The following is a 15,037-nucleotide window of genomic DNA, read 5'->3' on the forward strand; positions in this document are numbered from 1 at the left end:
CGCGACCGTTCGCCCGCTTCCGTCGAGCGCCCGCGCCCGCACGGAGGCGGCGCTAGAGTTGAACCGGCCGCCAACACGCTTTCCCGATGGGAAGGACTTTGCTGTGGAGATCGGATTTCTCGGCCTCGGCACGATGGGTACACCGATGGCCCGCAATATGGCACGAGCCGGAAACACCGTCTCCGTCTGGAATCGAAGCCCCGGCAAAGCCGGCGCTGTGGTCGAGTACGGTGCCACGGAAGTCGACTCGCCGGCGGAGGCGTTGCGTGTGCCCATCTCGTGTAGTGCACTCGCCGACGACCACGCATTCGCGGGCACCGTACTGTCTCCCGACTCTCTCGCTGCGATGCCGCCGGGTGCCATCCACGTCAACCTCGCCACGGTGAGCCCCGAAATGGCTACCCACGCTGCGGAGGCGCTGACAGGTATCGGCGTCCGCTACGTGGCCTCCCCGGTCTTCGGGCGCGCGGAAGTTGCGGACGCGGGCAACCTGACGGTGCTCGCCGCGGGTGACTCCTCCGCCGTGGAGGAAGTGGCTCCGCTGCTCGAGGCGATCGGACGCCGGACGTGGCGGATCGGCGAGGACCCCAAGCAGGCCAACATCGTCAAGATTCTCGGCAACTATCTGATCGCCAACGCACTCCAGGCCATGGCCGAGGCGACGACCATCTCGGAGAAGGTGGGCGGATCACCGGAGTTGCTGATGAACATCATGAACGACAGCTTGTTCCCCGGTGCCGTCTACGAGGGCTACGGGCGGATGATCTCTCGTCGCACGTATGAGCCGACCGGATTCGGACTGGCTCTGGGGCTGAAGGATGTGCGTCTCGCACGCGCCCAGGCGCGGGAGGCCGATGTGACACTGCCGTTCGGAAGCGTGCTCGAAGATGTGTTCATCGATGCGCTGGCCCACGGGCAGGCCCGTCAGGACTGGTCCGCGATCACCGAGGCGACCCGGCGCAGGGCCGGTCTGACCGGGGACACCACCGCCTAGGTGCTGTCCGCCGGTTCGTGGGATTCCGGATCGGGTATGCGCCCCATCCGTAGGCATGTGACGATCCCGGCGAGGCCTGCGACAAGGGGAACGAGCAAGGCAACCTGGAGAGCGCGAGGACGGCTGTCCGTGTTGATCCGAACGATCTCGTCTCGAATCACCGGCGGCTGTTCTACGAGCAGTTGTTCGAGTTGTGTGTTGCTCATGACCTGCGCGTCGTCCTCGAGCACGTGCGCGACCTGACGCTGCTCGGCCGGAGGGAGTACGGTGCTCGATTCCGCCATGGACGTGAACGTGAAGGACAGTGTCGCCAGCATCAGAGCACCTGCGAATGCGAGTCCGAACGAGAGTCCGAACGACCCCGACGCGGAGTTGACCCCCGCCGCTTCGCTGATGCGCTCTTCGTCGATCGGTGCGAGTGTGTAGTTGTTGAGCTGGGACACCAGCAAACCGAGGCCGGATCCGGCGATCATCAGGGGAAGTATGAGCCCCCATCCGAATTCGGCTCGCGGCACGATCGGTATCAGCGCGGCGATGCCGATCGTCAACAGCACGAATCCTCCGCGGATGATGCTGCTGGGGCGCCGGTCGCCGGCCTTGTTGCCTGCGAGCAACGCCACCGCGAACATACTGAGAGACAGCGGCGCGAGCGACAGTCCCGCTTGAAGCGCGTTGTATTCGAGCACCATCTGTAGGTAGATGGGCAACGCGATCATCGTCCCGCCCAGGGCGATCTGCTGGAGCATCTGTCCCGTGATTCCAAGCCGGAACATCGTGGAGTGAAACAGATCCGGGTCCAGCAACGTCGTCTTCCCTCGATGTTTGCGGCGCACGAGCCAGCCCGCGAGGCAGACCAGCGAGAGTGCGCCGAGCACGAGGAGCACGCCGACGAACTCGCCGCCTTCCTGCCACACCAGAATCCCCAGTACGACGCCACCCATTCCCACGACGGAGAGGGCGGCGCCGACCAGGTCGATCGTCCGCGGACCGGTGTACGGCACGTCGCGGACGAGTCCGATCCCGCACAACACGATCCCGATGACGACAACCTCGAGGACGAAGCCCACCCGCCACGACAGGAACGTGGTGATGAACCCGCCGAGCAGTGGCCCGACCGCAGCGGCGATCGCGGCGGCCGCCCCGACCAGGGCGTAGACCTTCTTCTGCGCCTTCCCTTCGAAGTTTCCGTGGATGAGCGATTGCATGGCGGGTAACAGCAGCGACGCGCCGATACCGCCCAGGACGGCCCAGAAGACGATGACCGCCGTGAGGGTCTGTGCGAGTGCCATGGCTGTCGCACCGACGGCATAGCCCAGCAGGCCGAGTACGTAGGCCCGCTTCCGTCCGATGAGGTCGCCGATCTTGCTGCCGATCAGGATGAACGCGGCCGAGACCAGTGCCTCGAGCGCGATCGCCGACTGAACACCGCTCACGGTCGTGTCGAGATCGCGAACCACAGACGAGATGGACACGTTCATCAGTGAGGTATCGACGACGAGGACGAACATCGCCATCGCCAGCAGGAGACCCAGCAGCCGCCGAGGAGCCACTACTTCCCCGGACGATTCGCCGGCAGGTGGGTGTTCGCTCATGCGGTGTGCACCGCCGTTCGGTCGGGGTCGCCGGAGCGGCCGGGAAGCCACACCGGTACCCGGTGTGATACCCATCCCGAGATCGAGTTTCCCACGAGCGAGGGCGATGCAGGCAGAGGTCGCGAAGGTTCGTGCGGCCGCTGACCCGCCGTCCGTCTTCTCGTTCGGGCCGGTCACATACCTCGCGGCGGTTACGGTGAGTGCACACTGCGCTGAGGTCAGGAGTCGTCGTGCCCAAGCTGGAGATCAAGAAGACGTCCGAGCTTTCTCGTAAGGAAGCGTCCGAGCGGCTGATCGAACTCGGCCGTGCTCTCGCCGACGGCTCGGAGGTGGAGCTGGGATCGTCCGGTGACTCGGTGACGATGGAGGTCGCCGACCGAGTGCGGTGGGAGCTGGAGATCGAGGTCGACGGCGACGAGATCGAAATCGAAATCGAAATCAGCTGGCGCGACGCTCCGTCCGGCGCATCGGGGGCCGAGGAACAACCGTCGACGGAGCCGGCGAGCCCGTCTCCTGCCCGGCCGGCGCGCCGGGGACGGCCCCGCAAGACCCCGGCAAAATGACCCCGTGGCGCACGCCCGTCCAGCCGGGCCGGTCTACGAGAAGTCGCCGTGGCGGCCTTCTCCGTCGCTGAACCGAGCAGCGCCGTGGGTCGTATCGACCGCGAGAGATTCCATCCCGACCCGGATCTCGAGTGCCATGGCCTCTCGCTCTGTGCGTCCGAACTGGTTGTGAGCCGACCGGCGGTCGTTGCGCATGCAGGTTTGCGGAAAGCGCGTCAGCTCGCGGGCAAGCTGCTCTGCGGCTGCTCGCGCGGTGCCGGGCTCGACCACACGATTGGCCAGGCCGAAACCGAGCGCCTCGTCCGCACCCACCGGCCGGCCGGTCAGAATCATGTCCATGGCCCGGCTCTCGCCGATCAGTCGCGGTAGGCGCACGGTGCCGCCATCGATGAGCGGTACTCCCCAGCGCCGGCAGAACACGCCGAACACGGCGTCCGACGCGGCAACCCGCAGGTCACACCAGATCGCAAGCTCGAGACCACCGGCCACCGCATAGCCCTCGATCGCCGCGATCACCGGTTTCGACATGCTCAGGCGCGTCGGGCCCATCGGGCCGTGACCCTCCACCGCGACGGTGTTGGCTCTCTCTGTACCGATCGATTTCAGATCGGCGCCGGCGCAGAACGTCCCGCCCTCGCCGTACAGGACGGCGACGTCGGTGCCGGGGTCGGTGTCGAACTCTTCGAATGCCCGCGCGAGTTCCGCAGCCATCGCACCGTCGACGGCATTGCGACGACCCGGTTGCGCCATGACCACCGTGGTCACGCGATCCTCGGTCTCGACGCGAATGGACTCGTATCTCGTCATCTTCCCGCTCCGCTCCCCGTCATCGCTCCCAGTGTGAAGGGGAGTGCGGCAGAGCCGGGGCAATACTCAGTATCGACCGGGGCATGTCACTCGCTCCGGGGCGAGTGTGCCGGGGGATCGACGACAGCATCCAGAGCCGAGCCCGCCGGTTCGGGGAGTCGCGCTTCGAGTAGGAGGCCACCGATACCGACCGCGATACACACGGCGCTGACGACCATCAACGCGGGATCGGCCCGGCCGGTGAGGGCGTCGCCGAGCAACACGACACCGACGGTGCCGGGAAGGATGCCGATCATCGTGGCGAGGGTGTACGGCACGAATCGCACCGACGACACCGCGCAACAGCAGTTGACGACAAAAAACGGTGCAGCCGCGATCAATCTCAGGGACCCGACAGCGAGCCAGCCACGGCGGGCCAGGCGCAGATCGACCGCCTTGGCGGCGGGGTGCGTCAGATGCGCCTCGACGACGGTGCGCCCTACGGCGCGCAGCAGAAGAAACGCCAGAATCGCGCTTGCGGTTGTTGCGGCGACCGACACCGCGATTCCGGTCACGCTCCCGAAGAGCACACCGGCGCTGAGCGTGAACACCGTTCGCGGCACGGGAGCGATCGTCACGAGTGTGTGGATCGCAAAGAACGTCAGGATCAGCGTGGGGCCGTTCACCGACTGGGACCACTCCCGAATCTGTCCTACGGAGGGGAGCGGAACCAGCAGCGCCACGGCGATCAGGCCGGCGAGCAAGAGGAGGAGACCGAGGATCCTGCGGTCTCCGATAATCCTCGTCACGGGGTCTGAGCGTACCCGCGGGGCGCGGTACTTCCGGAGGTGCCGCGACCGGCGTGCCCGATCACACACTGCGGACCACATTTATCGATCGTTAGAGAATCTGTGGGAATCCCCACAGTGAGTGCCCAGAGTGTGCGGCTAGCATCACAGCGACAAAGGTTTAACCTTTTCGGGATCATCCGCCTCCGGCCCACAACGCCGCCGAACAGATCCTGCATGCCGCAGTAGGAGGAATCGCACGTGTCATTAGCTGCAGAAGCCGAGGACGCCGCGCGCGCATATGCGCAGTGGCAGGACGCGGTCGCGGGAGTGCTCGCGAAGTCCCGGCGTGTCGATCCGGCAGAACTCGGCCCTGAGCCGCAGCGACTGCTCGAGACCACGACGTACGACGGTGTCACCGTGAACCCCCTCTACGGCATTCGCGACGAACGTCCCGAAGTCCCGTTGCCCGGTGAGTTCCCGTTCGTACGCGGAGGTTCCTCCACCCGCGACGTCACCACCGGTTGGCTGGTGTCCGCGCAGTTCGGCGGCGACGCGGCAGCGACCGGTTACGGCACCGCCACCAAGGTCAACGAGCGCATCCTCAACGGACTCGAAAACGGCGTCGGTGCACTGTGGCTGCGTGTCGGCGGCACCGACCTTCCCGTCGAGTCTCTCGGCGCAGCCCTCGAGAACGTACTGCTCGACCTCGCGCCGGTGACACTCGACGCCCGGGCCGAGACCGTTGCTGCCACCGCAGCGCTGTACGCGGTCGTCGATTCCCGCAGCGACCTCGCCGACCCGGATGCCGTACGCCTCTTTCTCGGTGCCGCGCCGCTGACCAGCGAATTCTCGGGCCGCGCGGACACCACCGTGCCGGAAGCGGTCGAACTCGCGGTCGTGGCGGCAGAGCGAACCGGCACGGTTCGGGCCCTCACCGTCGACGGCACCGCATTCCATGACGCCGGTGCCTCGGACGCCGAGGAACTCGCCGCCTCGGTCGCCGCCGGTCTCGCGTACGTTCGCGAACTGATCACCGCCGGACTCTCGCCGGAGCAGGCGCTCGGACAGATCGAGTTCCGCCTGGCTGCGACGGACGATCAGTTCCAGACCATCGCGAAGTTCCGCGCGGGCCGGCAAGTGTGGGCACGTATCGCCCAGGTGGTCGGCGCACCGGAAGCCGGCAACGCTCCCCAGCACGCAGTCACCTCGGCCGCGATGATGGCCCAGCGCGACCCCTGGGTGAACATGCTGCGCACCACCCTCGCCGCATTCGGCGCGGGCATCGGCGGTGCCGACGCCGTGACCGTGCTGCCGTTCGATGCCGCTTTGCCGACGGGCGCGCTCGGCGTGTCCGAAGGGTTCGCCGCACGCATCGCCCGCAACACCCAGTTGCTGCTCCTCGAGGAATCCAACCTCGGCCGCGTTCTCGACCCCGCCGCCGGATCCTGGTACGTCGAGGAACTCACCGCGCAGATCGCCGCCAAGGCCTGGGAGTTCTTCCAGGAGATCGAAGCTGCCGGTGGATACCGCGCCGCCCTCGAGTCGGGGCTGGTCGCCGAACGCATCGCCGCGACCCGTGCGCACAGGGAAGACGACATCGCGCATCGCAGGACCGCGCTCACCGGCATCAACGAGTTCCCCAATCTCGCCGAGGCCCCGCTCCCCGCCGGAGCCGCGGACGCCGGCACGTTCGCCGCGCGCTATGCGGCGCCGTTCGAGGCGCTGCGTGACCGCTCGGACGTCTACCTCGCCGCACACGGCGCCCGGCCGAAGGTGCTGCTCGCACCGCTCGGACCCGTCGCAGAACACAACGGCCGCAGCACTTTCGCCGCGAACCTGATGGCATCGGGCGGCATCGAGACCGTCAACCCGGGTCCGCTCGATCTCACGGGCGATGCCGTCGCCGCCGCCGTCAGCGGCTCCGGCGCGAGTATCGCGATCCTCTGCGGCACCGATGCCCGGTACGGCCAGGAAGCCGCGACCGCCACCGCCGCGCTGCGCGCCGCGGGAATCACGACCGTGCTGCTCGCCGGACCGGAGAAAGCCGTCGGCGATGTGCAGGGCGAGAGCCGTCCCGACGGCTTCCTCACCGCCCGTATCGACGCGGTTGCCGCGCTGACCGACCTGCTCGACACCCTGGGAGCGTAAGTGAGTATCGAACACGAGATCGGCAGCTTCGCCGACATCCCGCTGACTGATCCGGCGGCGCCGGTGCCGTCCGCTCCCACTCCGGAGCAGGCCGACGCGCTCACCGAATCCGTCGCCACCGCCAACCTGTACACCAAGGACCAAGTGGTGTGGTCCACCCCCGAGGGGATCGACGTCAAGCCGGTCTACACCCGGGCGGACCGCGACGCGATCGTCGCCGAGGGCTACCCCCTCGACAGCTACCCGGGGATCGCGCCCTTCGTGCGCGGCCCCTACCCGACGATGTACGTCAACCAGCCGTGGACCATCCGCCAGTACGCCGGATTCTCCACCGCCGCGGAGTCCAACGCCTTCTACCGCCGCAATCTCGCGGCCGGGCAGAAGGGCCTGTCGGTCGCCTTCGACCTCGCGACCCACCGCGGCTACGACTCCGACCATCCGCGCGTCCAGGGCGATGTCGGTATGGCCGGTGTTGCGATCGACTCGATCCTCGACATGCGGCAACTCTTCGACGGCATCGATCTGTCCCAGGTGTCCGTGTCGATGACGATGAACGGCGCGGTGCTGCCGATTCTCGCGCTGTACGTCGTCGCCGCGGAAGAGCAGGGCGTCAAGCCCGAACAACTCGCCGGAACCATTCAGAACGACATTCTGAAAGAGTTCATGGTCCGCAACACCTACATCTATCCGCCGAAGCCGTCGATGCGGATCATCTCCGACATCTTCTCGTACACCAGCGCGAAGATGCCGAAGTTCAACTCCATCTCGATCTCCGGCTACCACATCCAGGAGGCCGGAGCGACCGCCGATCTGGAGCTGGCGTACACCCTCGCCGACGGTGTGGAGTACATCCGTGCCGGGCTGGACGCAGGCATGGCCATCGACAAGTTCGCACCACGGCTGTCGTTCTTCTGGGCGATCGGAATGAACTTCTTCATGGAGGTGGCCAAGCTCCGCGCCGGCCGGCTCCTGTGGGCCGAACTGGTCGAAAAGTTCGAACCGAAGTCCGCCAAGTCGCTGTCGCTGCGCACCCACTCGCAGACCTCGGGGTGGTCGCTGACCGCGCAGGACGTGTTCAACAACGTCACGCGTACCTGCGTCGAGGCGATGGCCGCGACACAGGGTCACACCCAGTCGCTGCACACCAACGCGCTGGACGAGGCGATCGCGTTGCCGACCGACTTCTCCGCCCGTATCGCCCGCAACACGCAGCTGTTGTTGCAGCAGGAGTCGGGCACCACCCGGCCCATCGATCCGTGGGGTGGCTCGCACTACGTCGAATGGCTCACCCACGAGCTCGCCAACCGGGCCCGCGCGCACATCGCCGAGGTCGAGGAAGCCGGCGGAATGGCACAGGCCATCTCCGAAGGCATCCCGAAGTTGCGCATCGAGGAAGCTGCCGCGCGCACCCAGGCCCGTATCGACTCCGGGCGCCAGCCGCTGATCGGCGTCAACAAGTATGTTCCCGACGAGGTGGACACCATCGAGGTGCTCAAGGTCGAGAACTCCAAGGTGCGCGCCGAGCAGATCGCGAAGCTCGAGCGGCTTCGCAGTGACCGCGATGAGGCGGCAACGAAGGCCGCGCTCGCCGAGCTGACCCGCGCCGCCGCGTCGGCCGACGGCGGCATGGAGAACAACCTGCTGGCCCTCGCGATCGACGCGGCACGCGCGAAAGCGACTGTCGGAGAGATCTCCGACGCCCTCGAGAAGGTCTACGGGCGGCACCAGGCCGAGATCCGCACGATCAGCGGGGTGTACCGCGACGAGGCCGGAAAGGCGACCAACATCACCACGGCAACGGAACTCGTCGAGAAGTTCGCTGAAGAGGAGGGCCGCCGGCCCCGCATCCTCGTCGCGAAGATGGGGCAGGACGGCCACGACCGCGGACAGAAGGTGATCTCCACCGCGTTCGCCGACCTCGGCTTCGATGTGGATGTCGGACCGCTGTTCCAGACGCCCGAAGAGGTCGCCCAGCAGGCGGCCGACAACGACGTGCACGTCATCGGTGTGTCGTCGTTGGCCGCGGGTCACCTCACTCTCGTTCCTGCTCTCAAGCAGGCACTGGCCGAGGTGGGCCGCGAGGACATCATGATCGTGGTGGGCGGCGTCATTCCGCCCGGGGATTTCGACGAGCTCTACCAGGCAGGTGCCGCGGCGATCTTCCCGCCCGGAACCGTGATCGCCGACGCGGCCGCCGGCCTGCTCACGAAGCTGGCAGCCCAGCTCGGCCACCACGTCCAGGGATAGACCGGACATGGGCAGACCTCCGGTCGATACCGACGCTCTCGCCGACGCGGTGCTCGCGGGACAGCGAGCCGCCGTGGCGAAGGCGATCACCCTGGTCGAGTCCACCCGCAACGACCATCGGGAGCAGGCGCAGCAGTTGCTGTTGCGCCTGCTCCCGGAGGCGGGCGGGGCGATCCGGGTCGGCATCACCGGCGTTCCCGGTGTCGGCAAATCGACGTTCATCGACAACCTCGGCATGTACCTGCTGGGCAAGGGGCACCGCGTGGCGGTCCTGGCGGTCGACCCGTCGTCGACCCGCACCGGCGGATCGATTCTCGGTGACAAGACCCGCATGGCCAGATTGTCGGTGGAACGCGATGCCTTCATCCGGCCGTCGCCGACCGCCGGAACACTCGGCGGTGTCGCGAAGGCCACCCGCGAAACCATGGTGCTGCTCGAGGCGGCCGGATTCGACGTGATTCTCGTCGAAACCGTCGGTGTCGGGCAGTCCGAGGTGACGGTCGCGAACATGGTGGACTGCTTCACCTTCCTGACACTCGCGCGCACCGGCGACCAGTTGCAGGGCATCAAGAAGGGCGTGCTCGAACTGGCCGATCTCGTTGCCGTCAACAAGGCCGACGGCAAGTTCGAGCGCGACGCCCGCGTCGCCGCCCGGGAACTCGCCGGGGCCATGCGGCTCGTGCACCCGCACGACGCGCTGTGGAAACCTCCGGTCATCACGATGAGCGGGCTCGAAGGCAGCGGCCTGGACACGTTCTGGGACACCGTCCTCGAGCACCGTCGCGTGCTGACCGAGGCGGGCCGATTCGAAGAGAACCGGCGTCGTCAGCAGATCGACTGGACCTGGACGATGGTGCACGACCAGCTGCTGCGGCGTCTCGAATCCGCACCGCGGGTCAAGGCGATCCGGGGCGAGGTCGAGGCGGCGGTGCAAGACGGATCGCTCACCGCGGCTCTGGCGGCGCAACGAATTCTCGATGCGTTCGACGGTGTGGGCGAACAAGAGTCTGCCGGCGCTACGGCTACGAACGTCGGCAGCGCGGTGTCCACGGGTGACGGCGGCGAGCGGTGAACCGCACTGCGGCCGCTACCGCCGCATTCGTCGCGTTCGCGGCCGTCGCAGTGGCGCACCTCGTCGCCCAGCTGGTGGACCCTGATTCCTTCGTGACCGAGTCCACTCAGTGGCTGCTCATGCCGCTGCTCGCGCTCGGAGTGGCCGCCCGGACCGCGCGTCCCCGGGATCGGCTGGTGACACTGACGCTTCTCGCGCTGGTGTTTTCGTGGCTCGGCGACGCAGCCCCGGACCTGTTCGACGGCGACACAGCATTCCTCGTGCTGATCGGGTTCTTCCTGTGTGCCCAGATCACGTATATCGCCGCGTTCCTGCCCTACCGCCACCGCAGCGTGATCCGCACGAACCGGTGGCTTCTCGCGCCGTACGCCGCGGCAGTGGTGATTCTGATCGCGGTGTGTGCGCCGGGCGCCGGGGCTCTCGTCGTCGCGGTGACGATCTACGGAGCGTGCATCGCCACGATGGCGGTTCTCGCGACGGGCGTGTCCCGGACCGTCGCGTGGGGCGCGGTCGTCTTCGTGGTCTCGGATTCGCTGATCGCGCTGAACGCCTTCGTCGACGGGTTCTCCCTGCCCGCCACCGGTTTCTGGATCATGATCACCTATATCTGCGCGCAAGCTCTCATCGCACGCGGTGTCCTCACCAGGAACGCGGAAGCACAGGCCGACGTCCGCGTCAGTCCGCTTTCTTGACCTCGATCTTCTTCGCGGACGAGTCGGTGTCGCCGATACCGACGGACACGGTCAGAATTCCTTGGGCGTACGAGGCGTCGATGTCGTCCTCCTTGGCTCCGCGCGGGAGGGTGACGCTGCGCCGGTAGGAACCGTAGGTGAACTCGGAGTGGCCGTTGTCCGTTTTCTTGTCGGTGCGCTCGGCCGAGATCTCGAGCCGCCCGTCGTTCACCTGCACGTTGATGTCCTTGTCGGGATCGAGACCGGGCATTTCGGCGCGCACGATGTAGCGGCCGTCTGCCAGTTCGTCCTCGACGCGAATGATGTTGTTGCCGAGAGTCGGGCGGAACCCGCCGATCGAATCGAAGAAGTCGGACAGTTCCGGAAACGGGTTCCAGGCGCGGCGTGCGGGAACAGTGGACATGAGATCTCCCTAGAGGTGAATGCCGGTTTCGTGTCCGGCCCAGTGCGGACAATCCACGCGAATGCACCGATTGTCCTTGTCGGGCAATCGAATTCGGTCGCGCTCTGGCTTCAAGGTAGTGCACCGTGTGTGGCCTCGTGGCGGGTATCGGGCGATCGGTGCGCAGGGGCGTGCCGATCGCGCAGTCACCCGCTTCGCTGCGACCGGGTCGTCCACTCTGCGGCGACGTGTCGGGCGTCCTCGTGTCGCGCTGGGTCGGTGACGATGACGAGGTGGTGGTCGTGGTCGCTGTACTGGACGAGAATATTGATCGCTTCGTCCGCAAGGCAGCGCGTGAAGGCACCCAGCTGACCGGGCACCTCCTGATCGAGCGCGAGCATCACCACGGGCCGGATCGTCACCGGCCCGACGCCTGCCGTGTCGAGCACGCGACTCGCGGTCTCGGCGTCGCCGACGAGGAAATGGGCGATCGCTGTACCTCGGAAGGTGAAGACGCCACCGCCTTCGAGGCTCACTCCCGCCCGGCCCAGCAGCTCACCGAAATGCGCGAGGGCACCGGGCTCGTCGGGGAGTGTTACTTCGATATCGCGGAGGGTGCTCATGCGTCGATCACCGTCACCTCGACCTGAACGGGACACTTCAGCGTGTTCGCGATGTAGCACCCGCGGTGCGCGGCGGCGGCCGCGGTGCGGACCTTCTCGTGATCGGTTCCCGGAGCGACGCGAATCATCGGTGCGAGCCGGATTTCGGCTATCTGCGGAGGGGCGCTACCGGTATCGAGCACCGCAGTGGCGGCGTCCTCGTAGGAGAGCACGTCGAGGCCGGCCTGAGCAGCAACCGCGAGAAACGAGAGCAGTTGGCAGGACGAGGCGGCGGTGACCAGGAGCTGCTCGGGGTCCAGCAGGTCCGCGTCCCCGCGGAACGCCGGATCAGCGCTGAGAGAAAGTTGCTGGGCTGCCGGCGGAGCGGTGGCGGTGTGAGTGCGTGAATACCCGCCGTACCCTGCTCCTGTCGTGCCCTGCCATTCGATGTGAGCGCTGTAGTGGTGTCGAGTCATGTCGGCACCGTATCCCTGCAAAGTTTCGGCGTGCGCCGAACTGTCCCCGTTCTACAGTTGTGTTGTGAGTAAAGACTTCTCGGTGATCGGGCACGCGCTGTCGGCCCCCGCGCGGTCGGTCGTGCTCAATGCGCTCATGGACGGATCGAGTCGGCCGGCATCGGAATTGGCTGCGGCTGCGAGGGTCAGCCCATCCACTGCGAGTGGGCATTTGGCGATTCTCTGCGACGCCGGCCTCATCGTGGGCACGGTACGCGGCCGGCAACGCTTCTACCGCATCGCCGGTCCCACCATCGCCGCTGCGCTCGAACAGCTCGGCCATCTGTGCCCCTCTGCTCCGGTGGTGTCGTACCGGCAATCTCGTCAGGCCGAAGACCTTGCGCAGGCACGGCTGTGCTACGACCATCTCGCCGGGCGTCTCGGCGTCGCGTTGACCGACGCAATGGTCCGGGCCGGGTGGTTGTGCGAGGAAAGAGGGCTGGAGGCGACCGATCTCGGGCTGATCCGGCTCGGCGACATCGGCCTGGACCTCGCGGCAGGCGCGTCGTCCCGCCGACCGCTCTGCCGGGCGTGTCCCGACTGGACGGAGCGGCGGCCACACCTCGCAGGACGACTCGGCGCCGTCCTCGCGAGTCACGCCCTCGCAGCCGGTTGGGTCCTGCCCGCTCGCCGCGGTCGTGGTCTCGCGGTCAGTGCCGCGGGACGGGACGCGCTCGAGAAGCACTGGGGTGTCGACGGCGACACCCTCGCGTCAGTCTGATCGGGTCGTCGGCGGTGCCGCGGTCGCTCGGCGTTACAACCCGAGCAGCTTCTTCGTGATCTCGACAGCGGCAGGTCCACTCGGTGTCGACTGCGCGCCGCTGCCCCCGACGGTGATCGACACCGACACCTGGGGCAGTTCGACTTTCGTCGCCGAGAAGGCAGTCCCCGCGGTCGAGACGGACATGCTGTAGGCGAGCCCGCCCAAGAATTCGATCTGCTCGTCGGGAATCATCTCGAGTCCGGTGGTCGCGGCTGAAGCGGTCGCGACGACACCGTTGCCCGGTTCGATGAGGATCTCGACGCCGCGTGAGCCGCCGGCATCGGACGAACCCCGGCTTCCCCACGTGCAGTACACCCGGGACGGGTCGAACCTGTCCGACGGTGTGGACACGAGGCCGGCGACATAGGGAGTGACTGTCGCACCGATCGCCTCGCAATCCGCGAAACGGGCGCGTACCGCGGCCACGTAGTCCGGTCCGCTGCTCTCCGGGGAGTCGGAGGCGGCGAGATCGCGAGGACCACCGGTCTCGGCCTCCGCGGGGGAGCCCGCCGAACACGCTGCGAGTACCAGTCCGCCCGCAAGGAGAGCGGCAACAATGTGTATTCGGTTTTGTGTCACGCCGGGGATAGTAGCGATCAGGCGGGCCCGGTGGTGGGGTATGGCGAGGGGAGCGGACATTGCTCGGCCGAACCGGTTACGGGCGCGGATTCCCCGCGCCGTCGATCACAGTTTCGCGCAGGGGGACAGGCGTGGGCACACCGAGGCGCTCCAGCGCCCCGGAGGACTCGGCCGGAGTCAGGCGCGAACGCTTCCACGACACTGCCAGCAACGCGATCCAGGCGCCCACGATCGCGCACGTCACCGAGGCCGACGCGATCGGTCCGGCGTCGGCGACGCCGAGCAGCTTGTAGGCGTTGGTGAGGACGATGACCCCACCGACGGCAGTACCCAGCAACGTGGCCGGTACCCGGCTCACCAGCCATGCGGCGAACGGAGCCGCCAGGGCGCCACCGAGAGCCAGACCGGCGACCACCAGCAGATTGCCGAGGGACTCGTGCCCCAGGCCGACGAGGAAACCGATGCTCGCCGACACGGCCACGAGGAACTCGGACGCGCTCACCGAGCCGATCACGGTGCGGGGGGCGGTTTTGCCGCGCGACAGCAATGTGCTGGTCGTGATCGGACCCCAGCCCCCACCGCCGCTCGCGTCGACGAAGCCGCCGAAGAAGCCGAGAGGGGAGAGGAACTTCGCCGTGTGCGGCGAGGTCCGTGCGTGCGCGACCGCCGGTGGCCGCACCGAGAATCGCAGAGCGACGTACACGCCGATCGCCAGCAGGATGGCGGCAGTCACGGGTGCCGCTGCCTCGGTCGACAGACTCGACAACACCGTCGCACCGAGGAACGCGCCGATCGCCCCGGGAACACCGAGTCGCAGCACGACCTTCCAGTCGATGTTGCGGAACCGCCAGTGCGACGCGCCGGAGACCAGCGTGGTCCCGACTTCTGCGAGGTGCACCGCCGCGCTCGCATGAGCGGCACCGACACCGCTGAAGATCAGCAGGGTGGTCGCGGTGACGCCGAACGCCATGCCCAGGGCGCCGTCGACGAGCTGCGCACCGACGCCGACAAGGGTGAATACGAGCAAATTGAACATGAGCAGAGCTCCGAAGTCCGAAAGTAACCGAGCTGTGCTCGGTGGTGAGAACCGAAAGGAGCGGTCGAACCGCTCAGCAACAGACCTCGGTGCAACACAGACAGTCGAAACACGCGCCACGACGCGTAGGCCAGAACGGCATGAGCGCAAGCATGGTGGCCGGAGCCGCCTCGATGCTCGTCGCGTGCACGCTACCGTCCTCGGATGTCGTCGATGTCACCACTGCTCGCGGCGACCGGTCGAGCATAACCCGTTCCGCCGACAGCAACAGCGTC

General features: G+C 67.2%; 15 protein-coding genes. 7 read left to right on the forward strand and 8 right to left on the reverse strand.

Annotated features, from left to right (window positions below; translation table 11 throughout):
• The first annotated feature begins 103 nt into the window (after positions 1 to 103).
• Positions 104 to 994, forward strand: coding sequence for an NAD(P)-dependent oxidoreductase (locus ACFWBU_RS05340; protein ID WP_169652119.1), 891 nt, complete (start codon positions 104 to 106; stop codon positions 992 to 994).
• Here ACFWBU_RS05340 and ACFWBU_RS05345 read toward each other — a convergent pair.
• Positions 991 to 2,586 carry an MFS transporter gene (locus ACFWBU_RS05345; protein ID WP_169621944.1) on the reverse strand — a complete coding sequence of 532 codons (1,596 nt, stop codon included), beginning with the start codon at positions 2,584 to 2,586 and terminating at the stop codon, positions 991 to 993. The genes ACFWBU_RS05340 and ACFWBU_RS05345 overlap by 4 nt on opposite strands.
• Before the next feature lie 230 nt (positions 2,587 to 2,816).
• On the opposite strand from ACFWBU_RS05345, the gene ACFWBU_RS05350 reads away from it, so the two are divergent.
• Positions 2,817 to 3,149 (forward strand): amphi-Trp domain-containing protein, encoded by a 333-nt coding sequence (locus ACFWBU_RS05350; protein WP_169652118.1) that lies wholly within the window; start codon positions 2,817 to 2,819, stop codon positions 3,147 to 3,149.
• A 33-nt stretch (positions 3,150 to 3,182) separates the two neighbouring features.
• Here ACFWBU_RS05350 and ACFWBU_RS05355 read toward each other — a convergent pair whose 3' ends face one another.
• Both ACFWBU_RS05355 and ACFWBU_RS05360 read right to left on the reverse strand, forming a co-directional pair.
• Positions 3,183 to 3,956: a crotonase/enoyl-CoA hydratase family protein gene (locus tag ACFWBU_RS05355; protein ID WP_296549528.1), complete on the reverse strand. Its 774-nt coding sequence runs from the start codon at positions 3,954 to 3,956 to the stop codon at positions 3,183 to 3,185.
• A gap of 86 nt (positions 3,957 to 4,042) precedes the next feature.
• The gene (locus tag ACFWBU_RS05360) at positions 4,043 to 4,744 is read right to left on the reverse strand and encodes a TVP38/TMEM64 family protein (protein WP_378527720.1); all 702 of its coding nucleotides are present in this window, start codon (positions 4,742 to 4,744) and stop codon (positions 4,043 to 4,045) included.
• A gap of 240 nt (positions 4,745 to 4,984) precedes the next feature.
• Between ACFWBU_RS05360 and mutA the strand changes: the two genes are divergently transcribed.
• The 4 genes from mutA to ACFWBU_RS05380 are packed head-to-tail and all read left to right on the forward strand — an operon-like array spanning position 4,985 to position 10,885.
• The gene (mutA, locus tag ACFWBU_RS05365; protein WP_169621947.1) at positions 4,985 to 6,874 is read left to right on the forward strand and encodes a methylmalonyl-CoA mutase small subunit; all 1,890 of its coding nucleotides are present in this window, start codon (positions 4,985 to 4,987) and stop codon (positions 6,872 to 6,874) included.
• On the forward strand, positions 6,875 to 9,121 hold the full coding sequence (gene scpA / locus ACFWBU_RS05370) for a methylmalonyl-CoA mutase (protein ID WP_169652117.1): 2,247 nt from the start codon (positions 6,875 to 6,877) through the stop codon (positions 9,119 to 9,121).
• Between the two features lie 7 nt (positions 9,122 to 9,128).
• On the forward strand, positions 9,129 to 10,193 hold the full coding sequence (gene meaB, locus ACFWBU_RS05375; protein ID WP_169621949.1) for a methylmalonyl Co-A mutase-associated GTPase MeaB: 1,065 nt from the start codon (positions 9,129 to 9,131) through the stop codon (positions 10,191 to 10,193).
• On the forward strand, positions 10,190 to 10,885 hold the full coding sequence (locus ACFWBU_RS05380) for a lysoplasmalogenase (protein WP_346765329.1): 696 nt from the start codon (positions 10,190 to 10,192) through the stop codon (positions 10,883 to 10,885). The genes meaB and ACFWBU_RS05380 overlap by 4 nt, the downstream gene beginning before the upstream one ends.
• Here the strand turns inward: ACFWBU_RS05380 and ACFWBU_RS05385 are convergent.
• The 3 genes from ACFWBU_RS05385 to ACFWBU_RS05395 form a co-directional block, all read right to left on the reverse strand.
• Positions 10,869 to 11,288, reverse strand: a complete 420-nt coding sequence (locus ACFWBU_RS05385; RefSeq protein ID WP_378527721.1) for an Hsp20/alpha crystallin family protein — start codon at positions 11,286 to 11,288, stop codon at positions 10,869 to 10,871. The two genes, ACFWBU_RS05380 and ACFWBU_RS05385, sit on opposite strands and share 17 nt — an antisense overlap.
• A gap of 185 nt (positions 11,289 to 11,473) precedes the next feature.
• Positions 11,474 to 11,890 carry an amino acid-binding protein gene (locus ACFWBU_RS05390; RefSeq protein WP_378527722.1) on the reverse strand — a complete coding sequence of 139 codons (417 nt, stop codon included), beginning with the start codon at positions 11,888 to 11,890 and terminating at the stop codon, positions 11,474 to 11,476.
• Positions 11,887 to 12,345: an OsmC family protein gene (locus tag ACFWBU_RS05395; RefSeq protein WP_378527723.1), complete on the reverse strand. Its 459-nt coding sequence runs from the start codon at positions 12,343 to 12,345 to the stop codon at positions 11,887 to 11,889. The genes ACFWBU_RS05390 and ACFWBU_RS05395 overlap by 4 nt, the downstream gene beginning before the upstream one ends.
• 64 nt (positions 12,346 to 12,409) lie before the next feature.
• Between ACFWBU_RS05395 and ACFWBU_RS05400 the strand changes: the two genes are divergently transcribed.
• Positions 12,410 to 13,105, forward strand: a complete 696-nt coding sequence (locus tag ACFWBU_RS05400) for a helix-turn-helix transcriptional regulator (RefSeq protein WP_206037120.1) — start codon at positions 12,410 to 12,412, stop codon at positions 13,103 to 13,105.
• Between the two features lie 33 nt (positions 13,106 to 13,138).
• On the opposite strand, the gene ACFWBU_RS05405 is transcribed toward ACFWBU_RS05400, so the two are convergent.
• Both ACFWBU_RS05405 and ACFWBU_RS05410 read right to left on the reverse strand, forming a co-directional pair.
• Entirely contained in the window at positions 13,139 to 13,726 is a 588-nt protein-coding gene (locus ACFWBU_RS05405) for a hypothetical protein (RefSeq protein WP_378527724.1), read from the reverse strand.
• A gap of 76 nt (positions 13,727 to 13,802) precedes the next feature.
• On the reverse strand, positions 13,803 to 14,762 hold the full coding sequence (locus ACFWBU_RS05410) for a sulfite exporter TauE/SafE family protein (RefSeq protein WP_169621955.1): 960 nt from the start codon (positions 14,760 to 14,762) through the stop codon (positions 13,803 to 13,805).
• Positions 14,763 to 15,037: the final 275 nt, after the last annotated feature.

The organism is Rhodococcus sp. NPDC060084 (genome assembly GCF_042730335.1).
GTDB lineage: Bacteria > Actinomycetota > Actinomycetes > Mycobacteriales > Mycobacteriaceae > Rhodococcus.

What these genes read in the sequence shown, in the direction of transcription:
- ACFWBU_RS05345 (WP_169621944.1), bottom strand. Translation starts at nt 2,586, where the DNA reads ATGAGCGAACACCCACCTGCCGGCGAATCGTCCGGGGAAGTAGTGGCT.
- meaB (WP_169621949.1), top strand. Translation starts at nt 9,129, where the DNA reads ATGGGCAGACCTCCGGTCGATACCGACGCTCTCGCCGACGCGGTGCTC.
- ACFWBU_RS05385 (WP_378527721.1), bottom strand. Translation starts at nt 11,288, where the DNA reads ATGTCCACTGTTCCCGCACGCCGCGCCTGGAACCCGTTTCCGGAACTG.
- ACFWBU_RS05355 (WP_296549528.1), bottom strand. Translation starts at nt 3,956, where the DNA reads ATGACGAGATACGAGTCCATTCGCGTCGAGACCGAGGATCGCGTGACC.
- ACFWBU_RS05395 (WP_378527723.1), bottom strand. Translation starts at nt 12,345, where the DNA reads ATGACTCGACACCACTACAGCGCTCACATCGAATGGCAGGGCACGACA.
- ACFWBU_RS05390 (WP_378527722.1), bottom strand. Translation starts at nt 11,890, where the DNA reads ATGAGCACCCTCCGCGATATCGAAGTAACACTCCCCGACGAGCCCGGT.
- ACFWBU_RS05410 (WP_169621955.1), bottom strand. Translation starts at nt 14,762, where the DNA reads ATGTTCAATTTGCTCGTATTCACCCTTGTCGGCGTCGGTGCGCAGCTC.